This window comes from Novilysobacter erysipheiresistens (genome assembly GCF_036663935.1).
In the GTDB taxonomy this organism is placed as follows: domain Bacteria; phylum Pseudomonadota; class Gammaproteobacteria; order Xanthomonadales; family Xanthomonadaceae; genus Novilysobacter; species Novilysobacter erysipheiresistens.
The window spans coordinates 497,959-516,632 of sequence record NZ_JAXGFP010000003.1 but is presented as its reverse complement, the minus strand read 5'-3'; the positions used below and the strand labels follow the sequence as shown (position 1 = coordinate 516,632).

Genomic DNA, 18,674 nt, shown 5'->3' with positions numbered 1-18,674 from the left:
ACACCTGCTCCCGATCCGGGAAGGGGTGGGATGAAAATTTTTTCGCCGACTCCGGGTCGATTCAGCCAGCGATCAACCGCACCCGTACGAACGTGCGCTTGCCGACCGCGAGCACGCCCTCGAAACCGGGCGCCAACACGCGTTGGGTGTCCTCGACCACCTCACCATCGATCCGCACCGCGCGCTCCTTGAGCTTGCGGTTGGCTTCGGAGTTGCTCGGAGTCAGGCCGGCGGCGGTCAGCAGCGCGGCGATGCGGAGGCCTTCGACCGGCACCGCGATGTCGTTGAGCGGCAATTGGGCGGTGTCGCCCTGGCCACGCACGGCGGCGTTCCAGCCCGCGATCGCGAGGTTGGCCGCGGCGGCGCCATGGAAGCGCGCCGCCAGCTCGCGGGCCAAGCGCAGCTTGAGGTCGCGCGGGTTCAGGTCGCCGGCGCCGATCTGTCGCTTGAGGTCGACCACTTCGGCAATCGATATCTCGAAGCTCAGCAGCTCGATCCATCGCCACATCAGCACGTCGTCGATCTTCATGGTCTTGGTCACCATGTCGATCGCCGGTTCATCGATGCCGATGTAGTTGCCCAGCGACTTGCTCATCTTCTGCACGCCGTCGAGGCCTTCCAGCAGCGGCATGGTCAGCACGATCTGCGGCGGTTGGCCGTGCGACTCCTGCAGGCCGCGGCCCATCAGCAGGTTGAACTTCTGGTCGGTGCCGCCGAGTTCGACGTCGGCCTGCAGCGCGACCGAGTCGTAGCCCTGCACCAGCGGATACAGGAACTCGTGGATCGCGATCGACTGCTGCGCGGCATAGCGCTTGGCGAAGTCGTCGCGCTCCAGCATCCGCGCGACCGTGTGCTGGCCGGCGAGCCGGATCATATCGGCGGCGGCCATCTGCCCGAACCATTCGGAGTTGAACCGGACTTCGGTCTTGTCGCGGTCGAGCACCTTGAACACCTGCTCGGCATAGGTCTGCGCGTTGGCCAGCACGTCCTCGCGGGTCAGCGGCTTGCGCGTGGCGCTCTTGCCGCTCGGGTCGCCGATCATCCCGGTGAAGTCGCCGATCAGGAAGATCACCTGGTGACCGAGATCCTGGAACTGGCGCAGCTTGTTCAGCAGCACCGTGTGGCCCAGATGCAGGTCGGGGGCGGTCGGGTCGAAACCGGCCTTGACCCGCAGCGGCCGGCCAAGCCTGAGCCGGGCGGCGAGTTCGTCGGGTTTGAGGATCTCGTCGGCGCCGCGGCCGATCAGTTCCAGCGCAGCCTGCAGCTGCGATGCATCGTGAACAGGCGGCTGGTCAGCCGAAGAAACGGTGGGGTGGACTGGCAAGGCGGCTTCGCTCGGGGTCTGGGTCATGACCGCAGCGTGACCACGATCATAAACGTGAGTTAACTATGTCCAAACTATGACGGAGTCGAAAAACCCTATTCAGGACAAGGGTTTGACGCACACTCCTCGCGTCACTATGGTAACGCCGCTACGCCGCTTTCACATTCAACCGCGCGCGGGAGATATCGATGGCAACACCCCAATCCGGTCTGGAACCCACGCAGGATGCGTCAGGCCAGGCCCGCCGCGAGCGCCTGAAAACCCTGCGTGAAGCCGCGCTGCACCGGCCGGTGCTGGCGCGGCACCTGTCCGATGGCTTCAACGGCCGCTGGTCGCGCCGCCAGTGGGTGCAGGCAAGCCTGTTCGCAACCATCGGCATGCTGGTGGCATCCATCGTACCCGGCTTTGATGGTCTCGATACCGTGCCGGCACACGTGCAGCGGCAGTCGATGGCATTGACGCTGCCGCCGTTGCCGCTGGCCCGGACCCAGGGTGAGCAGGGCGACAGCTGGCAAGTGGTCCAGGTGGAACCCGGCCAGACCCTGGGCGAGTTGTTCGAACAGATGGGCGTGCCCGCGACGACGATGTACCGCATCCTCGAGCAGCCCGGCGCCAAGCAGGTCCTGACCCGGCTGCGCCCGGGCGCCGAACTCGGTTTCGACCTGCCGGTCAACGGCAAGCTGCGCACCTTTCGTTTCGATCGCGACGACACCCATCGGGTCGAACTGAGCATCGGCGAGGACACGATCACCGAGCAGGTCACCGAACGTCCGAGCCATGTCCGCACCGTGGTCGCCAGTGGCGAGATCAGCAGTTCGCTGTATGCCTCGGCCCGCAAGGCCGGGTTGTCGCCGGCGGCGATCGCGACCCTGACCGACGAGATCTTCCAGTACGACATCGACTTCAGCCACACCCAGAAGGGCGACCGCTTCAGCGCGGTGTACGAGCAGGTCTGGCGCGAGGGCGAGCGCATTGGCACCGGCGAGATTGCCGCGGCAACCTTCACCACCGGCGGCAAGACCTATTCGGGCTTCCGCTTCGAGCACGACGGCCAGGTCGGCTACTACACCGCAGACGGCCGGCCGCTGAAGAAGGCCTTCATCCGCATGCCGATCCCGTATGCGCGGGTGACCTCCGGTTTCAGCAAGGCGCGCAAGCATCCGGTGCTGGGCCGCACCCGCCGCCATGACGGCGTCGATTATGGCGCCGGCACCGGCACGCCGATCCACGCCGCCGGCGACGCCCGGGTCAAGTTCATCGGCTGGAAGAGCGGTTACGGCCGCACCATCGTGCTCGACCATGGCCGCGGCTACACCACCCTGTATGCGCACATGTCGCGCTTCGGCAAGTACAAGCGCGGCTCCAGCATCAAGCAGGGCACGGTGATCGGCTACGTCGGCAGTTCCGGCCTGGCCACCGGGCCGCACCTGCACTACGAATTCCGCATCAACGGCGTCCACCGCAATCCGCTGACCGTGACGATGCCGCCGGCCGAACCGCTGAAGGGTGCGGCGCTGGCAGCGTTCCAGGCGCAGACCGCGCCGGCGCTGGCGCGGATCCGCCAGGTCGAGCAGATCATGTACGCCAAGGTCGCGTCGGCCGAGAAGGCCAAACCGGCCAAGGCCGACAGCAAGGCCTGACCATATGCGCCCCATAGCCGCGGGCCCGGCGGACGCAGCTCCGGCCGGGCCCGTGTCGTATCCGTCCGTTGACGGGCTGGTTGCCCGGCTGGTTGACGGACTTTTCGTCGGCCTGATCTCCGGCACCAGCGCCGACGGCATCGATGCCGCGCTGGTTCGGGTCCACGCCTCCGGCGATTGCGAGCTGCTGCTGGGCCGCACCTTCGCCTGGGAGCCGTCGCTGCGCAGCCGTCTGGTCGAGTTGGGCCAAGGCGGCGCGATGCAGTCGATCGAGGAACTCGGCACGCTCGACGTGCGGATCGCCGAGGCATTCGCCGACGCCACCTGCCGGTTGCTTGATGCCGCCGGTGTTTCGCCCAAGCAAGTCCGCGCGCTCGGCTCGCACGGCCAGACCGTGCGCCACCGTCCCGCCGGCGCGCGCTTCGACGGGCAGCACCCGTTCACGATGCAGCTGGGCGACGGTAACGTCATCGCCGAGCGCAGCGGCATCACCACCGTCGCCGACTTCCGCCGCCGCGACGTCGCCGCGGGCGGCCACGGCGCACCGCTACTGCCGGCGCTGCATGCGGCGATGTTGCGCCACCCGGACGAGCACCGCGCGGTGCTCAACCTCGGCGGCATCGCCAACTTCACCCTGTTGCCGCCGCATGGCGATGTGCGCGGCTTCGACACCGGTCCGGCCAACGCGTTGATGGACGCCTGGTGCGAGCGCGAACTGGGCCAGCCCTACGATGCCGACGGCGCATTCGCCTCCCGCGGCACGGTCGATCCGGAGTTGCTGGCGCGCCTACTCGACGAACCGTGGTTCGCGCTGGCGCCGCCAAAGAGCACCGGCCGCGAACACTTCCACCTCGACTGGCTGCAGGCGCGCCTGGGCGGCGACGAAGCCGCCGGCGACGTGCAGGCGACCCTGCTGGAACTGACCGCGGTCACCGTCGCCGATGCGTTGCTCGCGCAGCAACCGCAAACCGACCGCGTACTCGTCTGCGGCGGTGGCGTGCACAACGCACGGTTGCTGCAGCGGCTCGGCGCGCACCTGCCGGGCGTCGCGATCGAGTCGACCGCGCAGCACGGGCTGGATCCGGATTTCGTCGAGGCGATGGGGTTTGCCTGGCTGGCCCGGCAAACCCTGGCGGGATTGGCCGGCAACCTGCCCAGCGTGACCGGTGCGGTAGGCCCGCGGGTGCTGGGCGCCATCTACCCGGTCGCTACCCAGTCGAGCGGTTTCGCCGACTGACGCGCGTCGCCGCGGCGACGGCTCAACAACCGGCAGGGCGTGCCGGCGCCGGCGGCCACGCGGCCGGCGCCGCCTCGGTGGCGTCGATGCCGCCACCGCTCTCGACCCGACCGATGTTGGCGAAACCGGGGTCGTCCTGGATCTGTTCCAGCGCCGCGATCGCCGCCTGCAGGGCGTCGGCGTCGGACTCGTCGAAGCGCGCCGCCAGCTCGGCCTCGCAGGCGAACAGGCCGTGCTCGAGCAGGTGCGCCAAGGTTTGCTCCTCGCTCCAGCCCTTCGTCGCGGCCATCCGACGGATGCGCGCGAGCAGCAGCGAATCGATGTTCAACACAATGTTTTCGGTCATGACGGCTCCCTCTCCGCGCTCCTGCCGCGGCACACCTGGGTCGATTGCAAATCGATCAGGTCTTTGCAAACAAGCTAGGTTTCCGGCTCGGCCACGGGTTCAAACAGGTGCGTGCGTCGCCACAGCCAACCCAACAACAACAACGTCGGCACGATCGACAACGAACTGAACACGAAGAACCCGGCATAGCTCCAGTTCTCGACCATGAAGCCGGACATTCCGCCGACGATCTTACCCGGCATGTTGGCCAGCGAAACGAGCAGTGCGTATTGGGTTGCGGTGAATTCACGGCTGGTCAGCCCCGACAGGAACGCGATCAGCACCACCCCGGCGTAACCCAGCGCCAGATTGTCGCCTGACAGCGCTGCCACGAACGCCCAGGTTTCGCTGGGGTTCATCGCCATCAGCAGGTACAGCAGGTTCGACAGCGCCAGTCCCAGCGCGCCGATCAGGATCGAGCGGCGTACGCCCAACGCAGCCACCGACACGCCGCCGAGGAACGCGCCGGCGATGCCGATCCAGACCCCGTACAGCTTCGACACCGTGGCGATCTCGGCCTTGCTGTAGCCGGTGTCGATGTAGAACGGCCCGGCGACCACGCCGAGCATCTGATCGGGCAGCTTGAACAGGCCGACGAACACCAGCAACGCGATCGCGACCGCCACCCCATGACGCCGGAAAAACTCGTTGAACGGGCCAACGAAGGCTTCGCCGAAGCTCTTGCGTTCGCGGATGGTGATCTGCTCCGGCTCACGGGCGAACAACGCCGCAAGCAGCGGCAGCAGCAACACCGCGGCCATGCTCAGGTAGGCCACTCGCCAGCCGCTGAAGTCGGCGATGTAGAGCGCGCCGGCGCCGGACACGATCAGGCCGAAGCGATAGCCCAGGGTGTAGGTCGCCGCCAGCGCGCCCTGCGCCTCGACGGGCGCGATCTCGATCCGGTAGGCGTCGACCACGGTGTCCTGGGTGGCTCCCGCAAATGCGGTCACCGCCGCCAGCCCAACAAATACCGACAACTGCGCCGGGCCGGTGAACGCCATGCCCGCCAAGGCGGCGATCAAGCCGAGGATCGCCAGCACCAGCCAGCCGCGGCGGCGGCCCAGCGCCCCCAGCAGCGGCGCGTTCCAGCGGTCGATCAGCGGTGCCCACAGGAACTTGAACACGTAGAACATGCTGACGTAGCTGAGCAGGCCGATCGTGCTCAGCTCCAGGCCGTACTCGCGCAGCCAGATCGACAGGGTGTAGCCGACCAGCAGGAACGGCAGGCCACTGCCGAAACCGAGGAAGAACAGCGTCCCCGCCGAGGGCGTGCCGAATGCGGCGAGGATGCCGCGCCAGCCCTTCGGCCGCGGCGGCGGCGCGGCTATCGGTGCGGCACTCATGCAAGGCTCCCGTCATAGTCGACGATGTACGGCGCATGGTCGGAGAACCGCGGTTCGCGCAGGATCGAGCAGCCCTGCAGGCGCGTGGCCAGCTCCGGGGTCACCAGCTGATAGTCGAGCCGCCAGCCGACGTTGTTGGCGTAGGCGGCGCCGCGGTTGCTCCACCAGGTGTAGTCCTGCGCCTCGGGATTGAGCGCGCGGTAGCTGTCGACCCAACTGCGCGGCGCGGCGCCCTCGCCGCACAGGCCGTTGAGCCAGTCGCGCTCGGGCGGCAGACAACCGGAGTTCTTCTGGTTGGACTTCCAGTTCTTGATGTCGAGCGCGCTGCGGACGATGTTCCAGTCGCCGCACAACACGTAGTCGCGGCCGCTGGCGAGCCAGCCGTCGAGCACCGGCTTGAGCCACTCCATGACCTCGAACTTGAAGCCCTGGCGCAGCTCACCGGAGGAACCCGAGGGGATATAGAACGACACCACGCTGAGGTTGCCGAAACGCGCCTCGATGTAGCGGCCCTCATCGTCGAACGGCGCCCAGCCCAGCGCGGTGCGGACTTCGTCGGGCTCGCGGCGGCTGTAGATCGCGACGCCGCTGTAGCCCTTCTTGGTCGTCGCATCGCGGAAGAACGCGCGATAGCCGTCGGGCAGGAATTCCGGGCCGGCCAGCTGGTGCTCCTGCGCCTTGGTTTCCTGCACGCACAGCAGGTCGGCATCGGCGCCGGCGAACCAGTCGAAAAAGCCTTTGCGGGCCGCCGAACGCAGGCCGTTGGCGTTGAAGCTGACGATGCGCATGCGCGCTCCACGACGAAGGTCCGGCGATCATAACAACCGCCTCGCGTCGCGCAGGGCCGGCCGACCCGGCGGTGCCCTATCATTCACCGCATGAGCGATCCGGCCACCGTCCACGTGCAGCCCGTCGACGCCGGACTGGCCGCGCGGGTCGCCACGCTGCAGCTGGCGCCGGGGCAATATCCGTACGTCGGCGAGATCGCGTTCAACCTCGCCGACGCCCGCCGCGACCCGATGAGCGAAGCGATGGCGGTGCTGGCCGGCGACCAGGCGATCGGCTTCTACCGGCTCGACCTCGCCCCGCGCGCGGTCGTCGGCCGCGAACTGCCGGCGCCGCACCTGGGCCTGCGCAGCCTGCTGCTCGACCGCGACTGGCAGGGCCGCGGACTCGGTACCGCGGCGGTGCAGGCCTGCTGCGCCGATGCGCGCCGACGCCACCCGGACCGACACTGGCTGGCGCTGCTGGTCGACTGCGGCAACCACTCGGCGATCGCGGCCTACCGGCGTGCCGGCTTCCGCGCCACCGGCGAGCGACGCGCGGTCGGGTCGTGGCCACAGCAGTTGATGTTGCGCCGGCTCGGCCCCGAAGCGCCGCCGGACTCCTCCCCTTCCCCGCACTGACCCTTTCCCCATGACCGACCACCGCACCCGTTTCCTGCAACTCGCGCTGCGTGCCGAAGCCCTGCGTTTCGGCGAGTTCACCCTCAAGTCCGGCCGCAGCAGCCCGTACTTCTTCAACGCCGGCCGCTTCGACTCGGGCGCGGCGATGGCCGAGCTGGCCCGGTGCTATGCCGATGCGATCGACGCCGCCGCCGAAGCCGGCACCGTGGCGGACTTCGACCTGCTGTTCGGCCCGGCCTACAAGGGCATCCCGCTGGCGACCGCGCTGGCCTGCGAGTACGCCGGCCGCGGCCGCGACCTGCCGCTGGCATTCAACCGCAAGGAGGCCAAGGCCCACGGCGAGGGCGGCAGCCTGATCGGGGCGCCGCTGCAGGGCCGCCGGGTGTTGATCGTCGACGACGTGATCACCGCCGGCACCGCGATCCGCGAGGCGCTGGGGATCATCACGGCCGCGGGCGGCGTGGTCGCCGGCATCGTCATCGCGCTGGACCGGCAGGAAGCGGTCGACCCCGCGAAAAGCCGACGCTCGGCGGCACAAACTGTCGCAATCGAACACGGCCTGCCGGTCATCGCGGTCGCCAGCCTGGCCGACCTGCTCGCGTTCGCCGCCGATTCGGTCGAACTCACCGCCCAGCGCGAACAACTGCTGGCCTACCGCGAGCGATACGGCAGCGCCGAAACCGCCTGAACGCGGCAGCCGCGGCCGCGCGGCGGCGCGCTCACACCGGCTTGGCGGCGATGGCCCGACTCTTGCGTCAATAGCCTCGAGTACCCGCCGCAACCGCCGAGTCGACATGACCAAGTTCGCCCCCGCCCTGCTCGCCACCACCGCCCTGCTGTTGTGCGCGCCGGCGCTGGCGCAGAAGCCGGCCGGCAAGAAGGTCTACTGCTGGAACGAGGACGGCCGCAAGATCTGCGGCGATGCGCTGCCGGCCAGCGCGGTCGACAACGCCCGCACCGAATTCAGTGCCAGCGGCATGGCGACCAAGCGGCTGGAGCGCGCGCCGACCGACGCCGAGCGCGCCGCCGCCGACGTCCTTGCCGAACAACAGCGCTTGGCGGCGATCGCCACCGCGGCGAAGGAACGCCGGGAACTGGCGATGGTCGAGTCCTACGCCAGCGAAGACGAATTGCGACGCGCGTTCGAGCATCGGCTCGGCCTGCTGGACGCCGCGGTCAAAAGCTCCAAACTCGGGGTCGAGGGTTTGCGCCGCAGCCTGGTCACCCTGCTGCGCCGCGCCGGCGAGGCCGAACTGGCCGGCAAGCCGGTCGCCAAGGCGCTCACCGGCACTATCCAGACCCAGCACCAGCAATTGCGTCGCCAGCAGGCGCTGTTGGCTGACCAGCAGCTGGAGCGCAACACCGCCGACGAGGATTTGGCGTCGGCGCTGCGGCGCTATCGCGAGCTGAAGAAGCCCACCGCGGACAGCCAGAGCTGACACCGCACCGGCGGCCGCGCGGCCTTAGAACGGCAGCGCCAGTTCCGGCGCCAACGCCAGCAACTGCGCCTTGAAGGCGGCCTGGATCCGTGCCATCGCATCCTTGTTGTCGGCATCGAACCGCAACACCAGTACCGGGGTGGTGTTGGACGCACGCACCAGCCCCCAGCCGTCGGCCCAGTCGACCCGCAGGCCGTCGATGGTCGACAGCCGGGCCTCGTCGAAGCGCGCTTCGGCGACGAAGCGCTCGACGAACGCATGCGGGTTGCCGCCCGGCGCATCGACCTTGATCTCGGCCGTGGCCACGCCCTCGGGCAGCGCATCGAGCACGTCGCTGGGCCGGCCCGGCTGCGCGGCGAGGATCTCCAGCAGCCGCGCCGCGGCGTAAATGCCGTCGTCGAAGCCGTACCAGCGCTCCTTGAAGAAAAAGTGGCCGCTCATCTCGCCGGCCAGCTCGGCACCGGTTTCCCGCATCTTGGCCTTGATGAACGAGTGTCCGGTCTTCCACATCAACGGGCTGCCGCCGTGGCGCAGCACATGGCCCGGCAGGCGGCCGGTGCATTTGACGTCGAAGATCACCTGGGCGCCGGGATTGCGCTCCAGCACGTCGGCGGCGAACAGCATCAGCAGGCGGTCGGGGAAGATGTTGTGGCCGTCACGGGTGACCACGCCGAGGCGGTCGCCGTCGCCGTCGAAGGCGATGCCGAGGTCGGCATCGAGGCGGTCGACCATCTTGATCAGGTCGGCGAGGTTGTGCGGTTCACTCGGGTCGGGATGGTGGTTGGGGAAGCTGCCGTCGATCTCGCAGTACAGCGGCACCACCTCGGCACCGATCGCGGCCAGGGTGCGCGGACCCAACTCGCCGGCGACGCCGTTGCCCGCATCGACCACGACCTTCAACGGTCGGTCGATCTGGATGTCGGAGGCGACCCGCTGGACGTAGTCGTCGTTGATGTCGCGCGGCTCCAGCCGGCCCAGGCTCGGCGCGGTGTGCAGGCGGTCGTCGGCGATCCGCGCGTACAGGTCGGTGATCGCGTCGCCGTACAGGGTCTTGTCGCCGACCACGATCTTGAAGCCGTTGTAGTCGGGCGGGTTGTGGCTGCCGGTGACCGACACGCAGGAGCCGGCGCGCAGGTGGTAGGCGCCGAAATACACCAGCGGGGTCGGCGCCAGGCCGATGTCGATCACGTTGCGACCGGCCTTGCGCAAGCCGGCGATCAGGCCGGCGGACAGCTCGGGACCGGACAGCCGGCCGTCGCGGCCGACCACGATGTCGACCAGCCCCTGCTCCTGCATCAGCGAACCGATCGCCTGGCCGATCAGTTCGGCCACCGCCGGCGACAGGTCGCGGCCGACCACGCCGCGGATGTCGTAGGCGCGGAAGATGCCGCGGTCGATGCCGATCTCGGCGTTGGCGGCCGGCGCGGCCACGGCGGTGGAGGGCGAATGGGTCACGGCAACCTCGTCGGAATCTGCGGGAGCGCCGGCCGACTCGGCCAGCGTCTGCAAGGTTGCCTCGTCGTCCGTCGCGATCTCGTCATCGCCACCACGACGCGCCGCCAGTTGCGGCGCGCGCCAGGCCAGCAGCGCCAGCAGCACGAACACCACGGCAACGATGAAACAGCCCAGGGCACCCAGTCCGAACGGCGCGCCGGCGACATCCGGCACTGCGGCCGCGACCCGCAGGCCGCTGTCGGGCACGGGCTTGGCCAGTACTTCGGCCGCGCCCGCCAACCCGGCATCGCCGCGCTCGACCACGCTGTGGCTGCCCTGGCGCAGCGCGAGGTAGGTGGCATCGCCAACCGCTGCCGTCGCCACCGGGCCGATGATCGGCTTGGGCTCCAGCTGCACCAGCGCGACCGCCACCACCTGCTCGCCGTCGCGCACGGGCGCGGCCAGCGCGAGTCTGGGCTTGCCGTCGCTGCTGATCATCCAGGCCACCGGCGCGTCCTCGACCAGCGCCGCCTCCAGGGTGGCCAGTTGGCCGTAACCGCCGTCGGCCAGGGTGGCGTAAGCGTTGTCCAGGCCGGGCGGCAGCACCGCGCCGCGGCTGGCGCCGGGCCAGCCGTCGACGAGCAGGGCGCCGGCCTTGGCGAGGTCGCCGGCCTCGATCGCGGTGCGCACCGTGCGGCTGTCCAGTTGCTGGGCGAACCGCTTGTGCTCGGCCGCCAGCCCCGCGGCGATCGCCTGCACCGCGTTGTCACGCGACTGATCGATCGCCGTGTGGCGGGCGTCGTCGCGATACTGCTGCCACGCGTTCCAGCCGAACCAGGCAGCCAGCAGCGCGCAGGCACCGACCAGCAGCGGCAGCAACGGCTTCAATTGCTCCAGCGACAATTGCGGCCGCTCCATCTTCATGTCGATCATTGCGTTTCCCGCCCCTTGAACCTGCGTGTCCCTTGAACCGGCGCGACTCAGCGCACGCCGGTGTGGCCGAAGCCGCCGGCGCCGCGCGCGCTGGTTTCGAACTCATCGACCACCTGCAGGCGCGCGCGCACGATCGGCAACACGACCAGCTGGGCGATGCGATCCCCCGCCTGCATCGTAAAAGGCTCGCGCCCGCGATTCCACACGCTGATCATCAGCGGCCCCTGGTAGTCGGCGTCGATCAGGCCGGTTCCGTTGCCGAGCACGATGCCGTGTTTGTGGCCCAGCCCCGAGCGCGGCAGGATCACCGCGCACAGCCCCGGGTCGCCGAGGTGGATCGCCAGTCCCGACGGCACCAGCGCGGTGTCTCCCGGCTGCAGGGTCAGCGCGTCGTCGAGCGCGGCGCGCAGGTCGAGCCCGGCGCTGGCGGCAGTGGCGTATTCCGGCAACGGCCAGTCGGCGCCAAAGCGCGGGTCGAGGATTTTCAGTTCGAGGGTGTGATGCATGGCGGAAGCTCAGGTCCGGGCGGAGTCGATGGAATGGCCCGGACCTGCGGCCAGCCGCGCCCCGATCAGGTCAAGCAGCGCTTCGGCGAGATCGGCCTTCGGCGCCGGCCCGAGCGTGCGTTCGAAATCGGCGCCGTACACCACCAGCTGGTTGTCGTCGCTCTCGAAGCCGCTGCCGGCCAGGCCGACCCGGTTGGCGCAGATCAGGTCGAGCTTCTTGCGTTCGAGCTTGCCGCGAGCGTAGCCCTCGACGTTGTCGGTCTCGGCGGCGAAGCCGACCACCATTCGCGGGCGCTGCGGGTGGCCGGCGACATCGGCGAGGATGTCGCGGGTGCGCAGCAGGTGCAGGGTCAACCCGCTATCTCCGTCCACCTGCTTCTTGATCTTGCCGTCGGCAACCTGCGCCGGGGTGAAGTCGGCGACCGCGGCGGCGCCGATGTAGATGTCGGCCGGCAGCACGTCCATCACCGCAGCGTGCATCTGCGCGGCCGAACGCACGTCGATGCGCTGCAGCGCGGGCGGGGTCGGCAGAGCCACTGGACCGGCGACCAGCACCACCTGCGCACCGCGACGGGCGGCGGCGGCGGCGATCGCGAACCCCATCTTGCCGCTGCTGCGGTTGCCGAGGAACCGCACCGGGTCGATGTCCTCGAAGGTCGGACCGGCGCTGACGACGATGCGGCGGCCGGCCAATGCGGCATCCGGGGCGGCGGCGCTCAAGTCGAGGCCCGCGCCAGTGCGGCGACAATCGCGTCGGGCTCGAGCAGGCGGCCCTCGCCGACCTCGCCGCAGGCCTGGTCGCCGGCCTCGGGGCCGAGCACCAGCACGCCACGGCCGCGCAGGGTCTCGACATTGGCCCGGGTCGCGGGATTGGCCCACATCAATCGGTTCATCGCCGGCGCGATCGCGATCGGCGCGTCGGTCGCCAGGCACAGGGTGCTGACGAGGTCGTCGGCGAAGCCGTGGGCGAGACGGGCGATGGTGTTGGCGGTCGCCGGGGCGATGACGATGCGGTCGGGCCAACGCGCCAGTTCGATGTGGCCCATCGCGGCCTCGGCGGCCTCGTCCCACAGCGAGGTGCGCACCGGCCGGCCCGACAGCGCCTGGAAAGTGGTCGCACCGACGAAACGCTGGGCGTTGTCGGTCATCGCCACCTGCACCTGGGCACCGGCATCGCCGAGGCGGCGCACCAGTTCGGCCGCCTTGTAGGCGGCGATTCCACCGCAGACGCAGAGCAGGATGCGTTGTCCGTCGAGCGCTGGCACGTTCAGGAAAATCCGACCGCGGAAGTGGGGTTTAGCTTACCCGAAGCCATGCCCGCGCCCGATCGTGCGCGGCGCCTGCGGCCTCCAGCATGTTCGTGCGGATCGGGACGGGCCGCGCCCGTGGCGGTGTCGTCTACCGGCGGCGTGAAGCCTCCTTCCTGCCTGCCCCGTTTTCGACTTCGATCTGGAGATGACCCATTGCATATCCGCGACTGGCCGGCCGGCGAACGTCCCCGCGAGAAGTTGCTCGCCCGCGGCCCCGGCGCGCTATCGGATGCCGAACTGCTGGCGATCTTCCTCGGTTCAGGCCTGCGCGGACGCGACGCGGTCGGCACCGCTCGCGAGCTGCTGGGCGCGCATGGGCCGCTGCGGGCCTTGCTGGAGCGCAGCGCGACGCAACTGGCCAAGCTGCCGGGCCTGGGACCGGCGCGCGCCTGCGCATTGTCGGCGGCGCTGGAGCTGGGCCATCGACATTTGTCGGCCGAGTTGGAACGCGGCGCAGCACTGAGCGACCCGCAGGCCGCCGGCCGCTATTTCGCCCAGCGCCTGCGCGGCTTGCCACACGAGGTGTTCGCGGCGTTGTTCCTCGACAACCGACACCGGGCGATTGCGTTCGAAGAGCTGTTCCGAGGCACCCTCGACGGCGCCGAGGTGCATCCACGCGAGTTGGTGCGCCGCGCATTGGCACACAACGCGGCGGCGGTGATCGTCGGGCACAACCATCCCAGCGGGAACCCGGAGCCGAGCGCGGCTGACCGGGCGGTGACCGCGCGGTTGAAGCAGGCGCTGGCGTTGGTCGATATGCGGCTGCTCGATCATTTCGTGATTGCCGATGGTCCGCCGGTGTCCTTGGCGGCGCGCGGGTGGGTGTAGGCGGATGGCGCGGTCGAAATGGCTGCGCGTGGGGTTGTTGCATCCCGGAATGGCGGCAACGGCAAGATCAAGAGCGATGGGGATGCGTTGCGTGGTGGGGGAGCGTCGTCCTGCCGGGGTCTTGCTCCGCCCACTCCGTCGGGGCCGTGCGCCATCCATGGCGCACTCTGCGCAACACCCTGCCAGGACGCCGCATCGGCGTTTGGGTCCCGACGGTTCTTGGTTTTTGTAGGAGCGGCTTTAGCCGCGATCGGATAATTGCCCGCGCCGACTCCCGATCGCGGCTAAAGCCGCTCCTACAAAAGCCCCAACGTCCGCGCCGACATCGCTCAGCTNGGCGTTTGGGTCCCGACGGTTCTTGGTTTTTGTAGGAGCGGCTTTAGCCGCGATCGGATAATTGCCCGCGCCGACTCCCGATCGCGGCTAAAGCCGCTCCTACAAAAGCCCCAACGTCCGCGCCGACATCGCTCAGCTCCGATGTAGGAGCGACGTAAGTCGCGACCCGCCGAACCCGTGAGGCGATGTACAGGTCGCGACTCAAGTCGCTCCTACCCGAAGCTCACCCCCCGAAGTCGCGGACATCCGGGCGGGAGGTGGGCGGCGGGGGAATTGCGCAAAAGCGGGCCATGGATGGCCCGCGGCCCGCCTCAGGGCAGGATTGCCCTGACGAAGGGCTGGAACAATTCCCCCGCCGGCCGCCTCCTGCTCGCGAATCCCCCAGAAACCCGGTTTCGAACGCACGCGAAGTACCCGCGAGCGACGACACCCCGCATCAAGAATCCCTGCGCCCCACGCATCCCCACGCGCCTCGGACGCCACCGCCGCTTCTGCGTAAAATGACCGGTTCCGTTCCACCCGCCGAGATCCCGTGAAAGCCACCCTCCGCGCGCTCGTCGCGCAGGCCATCGATGCGCTGCGCGCCAACGGCGCCCTGCCGGCCGACCTGACCGCCCCCGATTTCGTGATCGAGCGGCCGAAGACGCGCGCGCAGGGCGACTTCTCGACCAACGCCGCGATGCTGCTGGCCAAGCCGGCCAAGTCGAATCCGCGCGCGATCGCCCAGGCGCTGGTCGACGCGCTGCCGGCCAACGACGACATCGCCCGGGTCGAGATCGCCGGCCCCGGCTTCATCAACTTCCACGTCGCCGAGGCCGCCTGGCGGCGCCAGCTCGGCCAGGTCTTCGCCCAGGGCGAGGCGTTCGGCCGCAACGAGTCGGGCAAGGGCCACCGCGCCGGCGTCGAGTACGTCTCGGCCAATCCGACCGGCCCGCTGCACGTCGGCCACGGCCGCGCGGCGGTGATCGGTGACTGCATCGCCCGCGTGCTCGCCGCCAACGGCTGGGACGTGGCGCGCGAGTTCTACTACAACGACGCCGGCGTGCAGATCAACAATCTCGCGTTGTCGGTGCAGGCGCGCGCGCAGGGCTGCACCCCGGACGACAGCGACTGGCCCGAGGCCGGCTACCGCGGCGACTACATCGCCGATGTCGCCCGCGCCTACCTCGACGGCGCCACCGTCGAGGTGGAAGGCCACAGCGTCACCGGCGCCGGCGATGCCGACGACCTCGATGCGATCCGGCAGTTCTCGGTGGCTTGGCTGCGCCGCGAGCAGAACGGCGACCTCGAAGCCTACGGTGTCGGTTTCGACGTCTACTTCCTCGAGTCCTCGCTGTACGCCGACGGCAAGGTCGAGGAGACCGTGCGCGAGCTCATCGCCCATGGCCATACCTACGAGGACGGTGGCGCGCTGTGGCTGCGCAGCACCGCTTTCGGTGACGACAAGGACCGCGTGATGCGCAAGTCCGACGGCAGCTATACCTACTTCGTGCCCGACGTCGCCTATCACCTGTCCAAGTGGCAGCGCGGCTACGAGCGCGCGATCACCGAGCTCGGCGCCGACCACCACGGCAGCCTCGCCCGCGTCCACGCCGGCCTGCAGGCGCTCGACACCGGTATTCCGAAAGGCTGGCCGGAGTACGTGCTGCACCAGATGGTCACGGTCATGCGCGGCGGCGAGGAAGTGAAGCTGTCCAAGCGCGCCGGCAGCTACCTGACCCTGCGCGACCTCATCGACGAGGCCGGCCGCGATGCCACCCGCTGGTTCCTGGTCGCACGCAAGTCCGACTCGCAACTGACCTTCGACATCGACCTGGCGCGCAGCCAGTCGCTCGACAACCCGGTCTACTACGTGCAGGTCTCGCACGCGCGCATGTGCGGGCTGATGCGGCAACTGGCCGAGCGCGGCCTGAGCTTCGACCGCGACGACGGCCTCGCCCGTCCGCTCGACCTCGACGACGAGGCCGCGCACGAACTGGTCACCGCGATCCTGCGCTACCCCGACGTGGTCGAGAGCGCCGGCCGCGACCTCGAGCCGCACCAGCTCGCGGTCTACCTGCTCGAACTGGCACAGACGTTCCAGACGTATTACAACGACCACCAGTTCCTGGTCGACGACGCCGGCACGCGCCATGCGCGGCTGGTGCTGGCGATGGCGACGCGCCAGGTGCTCGCGAACGGTCTTGATCTGTTGGGCGTCAGCGCCCCCGAGGTGATGTAAGTGGCAGCACGACGCGGCAAAACGCAGGCCCGGCGCAACGCCGGCAACAACGGATTGCCTGGCTGGGCCTGGATGGTGCTCGGCATCATCCTGACGATCGTGGCGGTACTGTTCGCGCCGAAGATCCTGAAGTCCGACGGCGACGGCTTCTTCCGCCCGCAGCCCAACCCCGACGCCCGTCCGGCGCCGGTATCGGGCGTGGACGACGAGCCGGTCGCGCCGCGCGCGCCGGCCGCGGACGAGCGTAGTGCCGACGCGGCCGACGAGACCGCTGATCCCGAGTTCGATTTCTATACCCTGCTGCCCGGCAAGGAAGTGCCGATCAGCGACGCCGAACTGGCCGCCACCGAGCGCGCCGAGGCCGCTCGCCTGGCCCAGATCAAACGCGCCAGCGAACAGGCCGAAGCCGACCGCGCGCTGCCGCAGCCGGTTGGGATCGCGCCCGCGGAGCGTCCGCTGGCGAGCGCGCCGATCACCGATCGCGACAGTGCCACCGCGGCCGGCGCCGGCAACGGCAAGCGCTACCTGCTGCAGGCCGGCGCATTCGGCGCGGCCGCGCAGGCCGAGGAACTGAAGGCGCGGATCGCCCTGCTCGGCCTCAGCGCGCGGGTCGAGCCGGCGACGATCAACGGCGACACCGTCCACCGCGTGCGCATGGGCCCGTACGGCACCGCCAGCGACCTCGCCGACGCCAAGCGCAAGCTCGAGCGCGGCGGCTTGCCGGCGATGGCGATCGAGGTCAAGTAGGCGCGATCGAACACCGGCCCGCCGGGTGCGGCAACGCCCCGGTAGCGCGACCGCGGTCTCGCCGGATCGCGCGGCGGCTGCCTTAGACTCGGCTTTCGAGCTCGCGCCCTGCGAGCTTCCGGGGGACCCTCATGAGCAAACGCGCCCTGCTCGGCTGCATTGCCGCATTGGCGACGATGCTGCTGTTCGACCTGCTGATCAGTGTGTCTGGCTGGCAACTGGACCTGCCGCTGGAAACCGGCCTCGGCGGCATCCCGCTGGGCAGCCTGCTGGTGACCTTCGGCGCGATGCTGCTGGGCGGCTGGATCGCACGCCGACGCTTTCGCTGGATCGCGCTGGGATTGGCCGCGGCGCTGTGGCTGGCGGTGGTCGGGGTGTTGTGGGTGACCGCGCAGCCGCCGATGGACTCGCTGGCGCTGGTGTTGAAGTACAACGCGTTGGCGATCGGCCTGAGCCTGGCCGCGGCCTGGTTCGGGGCGATGCTGGGGGAACGGTTGGGGGAGCGTCGGGTTGGTGTTCCGGGCTGACTCCCGCGGCCACGAATTCCTGTAGGAGCGGCTTCAGCCGCGATCGGGAACCGGTCGCGCGCGCCGACTCCCGATCGCGGCTGAAGCCGCTCCTGCGAAAAGCGGGTACGTCGAAACGCAGGTCACGCCTCAGCGCTCTCGCTCAGCCGCCCCGCTTGAGCGTGATCAACGCCGAGGTGTCGGCATCGCCCTGCCCGCGTTCGACCAGTTCGGCGTAGTCGGCCAGCGCCTGTTCCAGCGTCGGCGTGCGCAGGCCGCTGTCGCGCGCGATCGCCTGCACGATGCGCAGGTCCTTGAGCATGTGCGCGTTCTTGAACCCCGGCGCGAACTCGCTGCGCAGCATGGTCGCGCCGCGCATGTCGAGGAACCAGTTGCCGGCCGCGCCGGCCATCAGCGTCGGCAACAACACCTCCGGATCGAGGCCAAGCTTTTCGCCCAGCGCCAGCCCCTCGCACACCGCCTCGTTGATCCCGGCGACCAGCACCTGGTTGACCGCCTTGGTCGCCTGGCCGGCGCCGGTCTCACCCATGTGGCTGATCCGCGCGGCGTACGCTTCCAGCACCGGACGCACCTGCGCCAGTACCGCGGCGTCGCCGCCGGCCATCACCGACAGCTTGCCGTTGCGCGCGCCCTCGGCCCCTCCCGAAACCGGCGCGTCGACGAAACCGATGCCGTGCTCCGCCAAGGCAGTCGCCGCGCGCCGCGCGGTCTGCACCGACACGGTCGAGTGATCGACCACCACAGAGCCGGCCTTCAGCACGTTCGCCAGCGCGTTGACGTTCTCGATCACGTCGATGTCGAGCGACACGCACAGCACCACTACCTCGCAATCGGCGAAGTTGTCGGCCGAGCGCGCGGCACGCACCTTGAGTTCCGTCGCCAGCGCGTCGGCCTTGGCCTGGGTGCGGTTGCCGACCACCGTCAGCCGGCCGCGTTCGTGCAGGTGGCGGGCCATCGGCGCGCCCATCGCACCGAGGCCGATCAGACCGACTTTCATCAGGAACTCCAGGGATTGGTTTGGCCCGCCGGCAAAATTGCGCGGCCACGCTTCGGGAAAG

16 protein-coding genes and 1 pseudogene are annotated in these 18,674 nt (G+C 69.5%); 9 read left to right on the top strand and 8 right to left on the bottom strand.

What is annotated here, in order from left to right; genetic code table 11:
* Window positions 1–61: 61 nt before the first annotated feature.
* A complete protein-coding gene (gene tyrS / locus SNE34_RS08355) occupies window positions 62–1,351 on the bottom strand; it encodes a tyrosine--tRNA ligase (RefSeq protein ID WP_332616498.1) in 1,290 nt (429 codons plus the stop codon).
* 182 nt (window positions 1,352–1,533) lie between these two features.
* On the opposite strand from tyrS, the gene SNE34_RS08350 reads away from it, so the two are divergent.
* Together SNE34_RS08350 and SNE34_RS08345 are read left to right on the top strand one after the other, a co-directional pair.
* Entirely contained in the window at window positions 1,534–2,964 is a 1,431-nt protein-coding gene (locus SNE34_RS08350; RefSeq protein WP_425604482.1) for a peptidoglycan DD-metalloendopeptidase family protein, read from the top strand.
* Between the two features lie 52 nt (window positions 2,965–3,016).
* Complete coding sequence (locus tag SNE34_RS08345; protein WP_332616495.1) at window positions 3,017–4,201, top strand: anhydro-N-acetylmuramic acid kinase; 1,185 nt, start codon at window positions 3,017–3,019, stop codon at window positions 4,199–4,201.
* A gap of 22 nt (window positions 4,202–4,223) precedes the next feature.
* On the opposite strand, the gene SNE34_RS08340 is transcribed toward SNE34_RS08345, so the two are convergent.
* The 3 genes from SNE34_RS08340 to SNE34_RS08330 form a co-directional block, all read right to left on the bottom strand.
* Window positions 4,224–4,547, bottom strand: a complete 324-nt coding sequence (locus SNE34_RS08340) for a hypothetical protein (RefSeq protein WP_332616494.1) — start codon at window positions 4,545–4,547, stop codon at window positions 4,224–4,226.
* A 74-nt stretch (window positions 4,548–4,621) separates the two neighbouring features.
* Window positions 4,622–5,929 (bottom strand): AmpG family muropeptide MFS transporter, encoded by a 1,308-nt coding sequence (locus SNE34_RS08335; RefSeq protein WP_332616493.1) that lies wholly within the window; start codon window positions 5,927–5,929, stop codon window positions 4,622–4,624.
* Complete coding sequence (locus SNE34_RS08330) at window positions 5,926–6,717, bottom strand: exodeoxyribonuclease III (RefSeq protein WP_332616492.1); 792 nt, start codon at window positions 6,715–6,717, stop codon at window positions 5,926–5,928. The genes SNE34_RS08335 and SNE34_RS08330 overlap by 4 nt, the downstream gene beginning before the upstream one ends.
* Window positions 6,718–6,807: 90 nt before the next feature.
* Here SNE34_RS08330 and SNE34_RS08325 point away from each other — a divergent pair, with 90 nt between their 5' ends.
* The 3 genes from SNE34_RS08325 to SNE34_RS08315 all read left to right on the top strand — a co-directional run bounded on the left by SNE34_RS08325 (window position 6,808) and on the right by SNE34_RS08315 (window position 8,774).
* Window positions 6,808–7,335 carry a GNAT family N-acetyltransferase gene (locus tag SNE34_RS08325; protein WP_332616491.1) on the top strand — a complete coding sequence of 176 codons (528 nt, stop codon included), beginning with the start codon at window positions 6,808–6,810 and terminating at the stop codon, window positions 7,333–7,335.
* 10 nt (window positions 7,336–7,345) lie between these two features.
* Window positions 7,346–8,023, top strand: coding sequence for an orotate phosphoribosyltransferase (gene pyrE, locus SNE34_RS08320; protein WP_332616490.1), 678 nt, complete (start codon window positions 7,346–7,348; stop codon window positions 8,021–8,023).
* Window positions 8,024–8,129: 106 nt separating this feature from the next.
* Window positions 8,130–8,774, top strand: a complete 645-nt coding sequence (locus SNE34_RS08315) for a hypothetical protein (RefSeq protein ID WP_332616489.1) — start codon at window positions 8,130–8,132, stop codon at window positions 8,772–8,774.
* Window positions 8,775–8,798: 24 nt separating this feature from the next.
* On the opposite strand, the gene SNE34_RS08310 is transcribed toward SNE34_RS08315, so the two are convergent.
* From SNE34_RS08310 to coaBC, 3 genes and pseudogenes are all read right to left on the bottom strand, one after another.
* Complete coding sequence (locus SNE34_RS08310; RefSeq protein ID WP_425604481.1) at window positions 8,799–11,138, bottom strand: phosphomannomutase/phosphoglucomutase; 2,340 nt, start codon at window positions 11,136–11,138, stop codon at window positions 8,799–8,801.
* Between the two features lie 50 nt (window positions 11,139–11,188).
* A complete protein-coding gene (gene dut, locus SNE34_RS08305; protein WP_332616488.1) occupies window positions 11,189–11,647 on the bottom strand; it encodes a dUTP diphosphatase in 459 nt (152 codons plus the stop codon).
* Window positions 11,648–11,656: 9 nt separating this feature from the next.
* Window positions 11,657–12,924, bottom strand: a pseudogene (coaBC, locus tag SNE34_RS08300) (bifunctional phosphopantothenoylcysteine decarboxylase/phosphopantothenate--cysteine ligase CoaBC).
* A 186-nt stretch (window positions 12,925–13,110) separates the two neighbouring features.
* Here coaBC and radC point away from each other — a divergent pair.
* The 4 genes from radC (at window position 13,111) to SNE34_RS08280 (ending at window position 17,616) form a co-directional block, all read left to right on the top strand.
* The gene (gene radC / locus SNE34_RS08295; RefSeq protein ID WP_332616487.1) at window positions 13,111–13,785 is read left to right on the top strand and encodes a RadC family protein; all 675 of its coding nucleotides are present in this window, start codon (window positions 13,111–13,113) and stop codon (window positions 13,783–13,785) included.
* An 868-nt stretch (window positions 13,786–14,653) separates the two neighbouring features.
* Window positions 14,654–16,342: an arginine--tRNA ligase gene (argS, locus tag SNE34_RS08290; protein WP_332616486.1), complete on the top strand. Its 1,689-nt coding sequence runs from the start codon at window positions 14,654–14,656 to the stop codon at window positions 16,340–16,342.
* A complete protein-coding gene (locus SNE34_RS08285; RefSeq protein WP_332616485.1) occupies window positions 16,343–17,089 on the top strand; it encodes an SPOR domain-containing protein in 747 nt (248 codons plus the stop codon). It begins immediately after the preceding gene.
* A 131-nt stretch (window positions 17,090–17,220) separates the two neighbouring features.
* A complete protein-coding gene (locus SNE34_RS08280; RefSeq protein ID WP_332616484.1) occupies window positions 17,221–17,616 on the top strand; it encodes a hypothetical protein in 396 nt (131 codons plus the stop codon).
* A gap of 142 nt (window positions 17,617–17,758) precedes the next feature.
* Here the strand turns inward: SNE34_RS08280 and SNE34_RS08275 are convergent, their stop codons facing one another.
* Entirely contained in the window at window positions 17,759–18,613 is an 855-nt protein-coding gene (locus tag SNE34_RS08275) for an NAD(P)-dependent oxidoreductase (protein WP_332616483.1), read from the bottom strand.
* Window positions 18,614–18,674: the final 61 nt, after the last annotated feature.

Bases quoted from the DNA above. Each gene is read 5' to 3' on its own strand.
- tyrS (WP_332616498.1), bottom strand. From the start codon at position 1,351: ATGACCCAGACCCCGAGCGAAGCCGCCTTGCCAGTCCACCCCACCGTT.
- SNE34_RS08340 (WP_332616494.1), bottom strand. From the start codon at position 4,547: ATGACCGAAAACATTGTGTTGAACATCGATTCGCTGCTGCTCGCGCGC.
- SNE34_RS08335 (WP_332616493.1), bottom strand. From the start codon at position 5,929: ATGAGTGCCGCACCGATAGCCGCGCCGCCGCCGCGGCCGAAGGGCTGG.
- SNE34_RS08330 (WP_332616492.1), bottom strand. From the start codon at position 6,717: ATGCGCATCGTCAGCTTCAACGCCAACGGCCTGCGTTCGGCGGCCCGC.
- SNE34_RS08325 (WP_332616491.1), top strand. From the start codon at position 6,808: ATGAGCGATCCGGCCACCGTCCACGTGCAGCCCGTCGACGCCGGACTG.
- pyrE (WP_332616490.1), top strand. From the start codon at position 7,346: ATGACCGACCACCGCACCCGTTTCCTGCAACTCGCGCTGCGTGCCGAA.
- SNE34_RS08315 (WP_332616489.1), top strand. From the start codon at position 8,130: ATGACCAAGTTCGCCCCCGCCCTGCTCGCCACCACCGCCCTGCTGTTG.
- dut (WP_332616488.1), bottom strand. From the start codon at position 11,647: ATGCATCACACCCTCGAACTGAAAATCCTCGACCCGCGCTTTGGCGCC.
- SNE34_RS08280 (WP_332616484.1), top strand. From the start codon at position 17,221: ATGAGCAAACGCGCCCTGCTCGGCTGCATTGCCGCATTGGCGACGATG.
- SNE34_RS08275 (WP_332616483.1), bottom strand. From the start codon at position 18,613: ATGAAAGTCGGTCTGATCGGCCTCGGTGCGATGGGCGCGCCGATGGCC.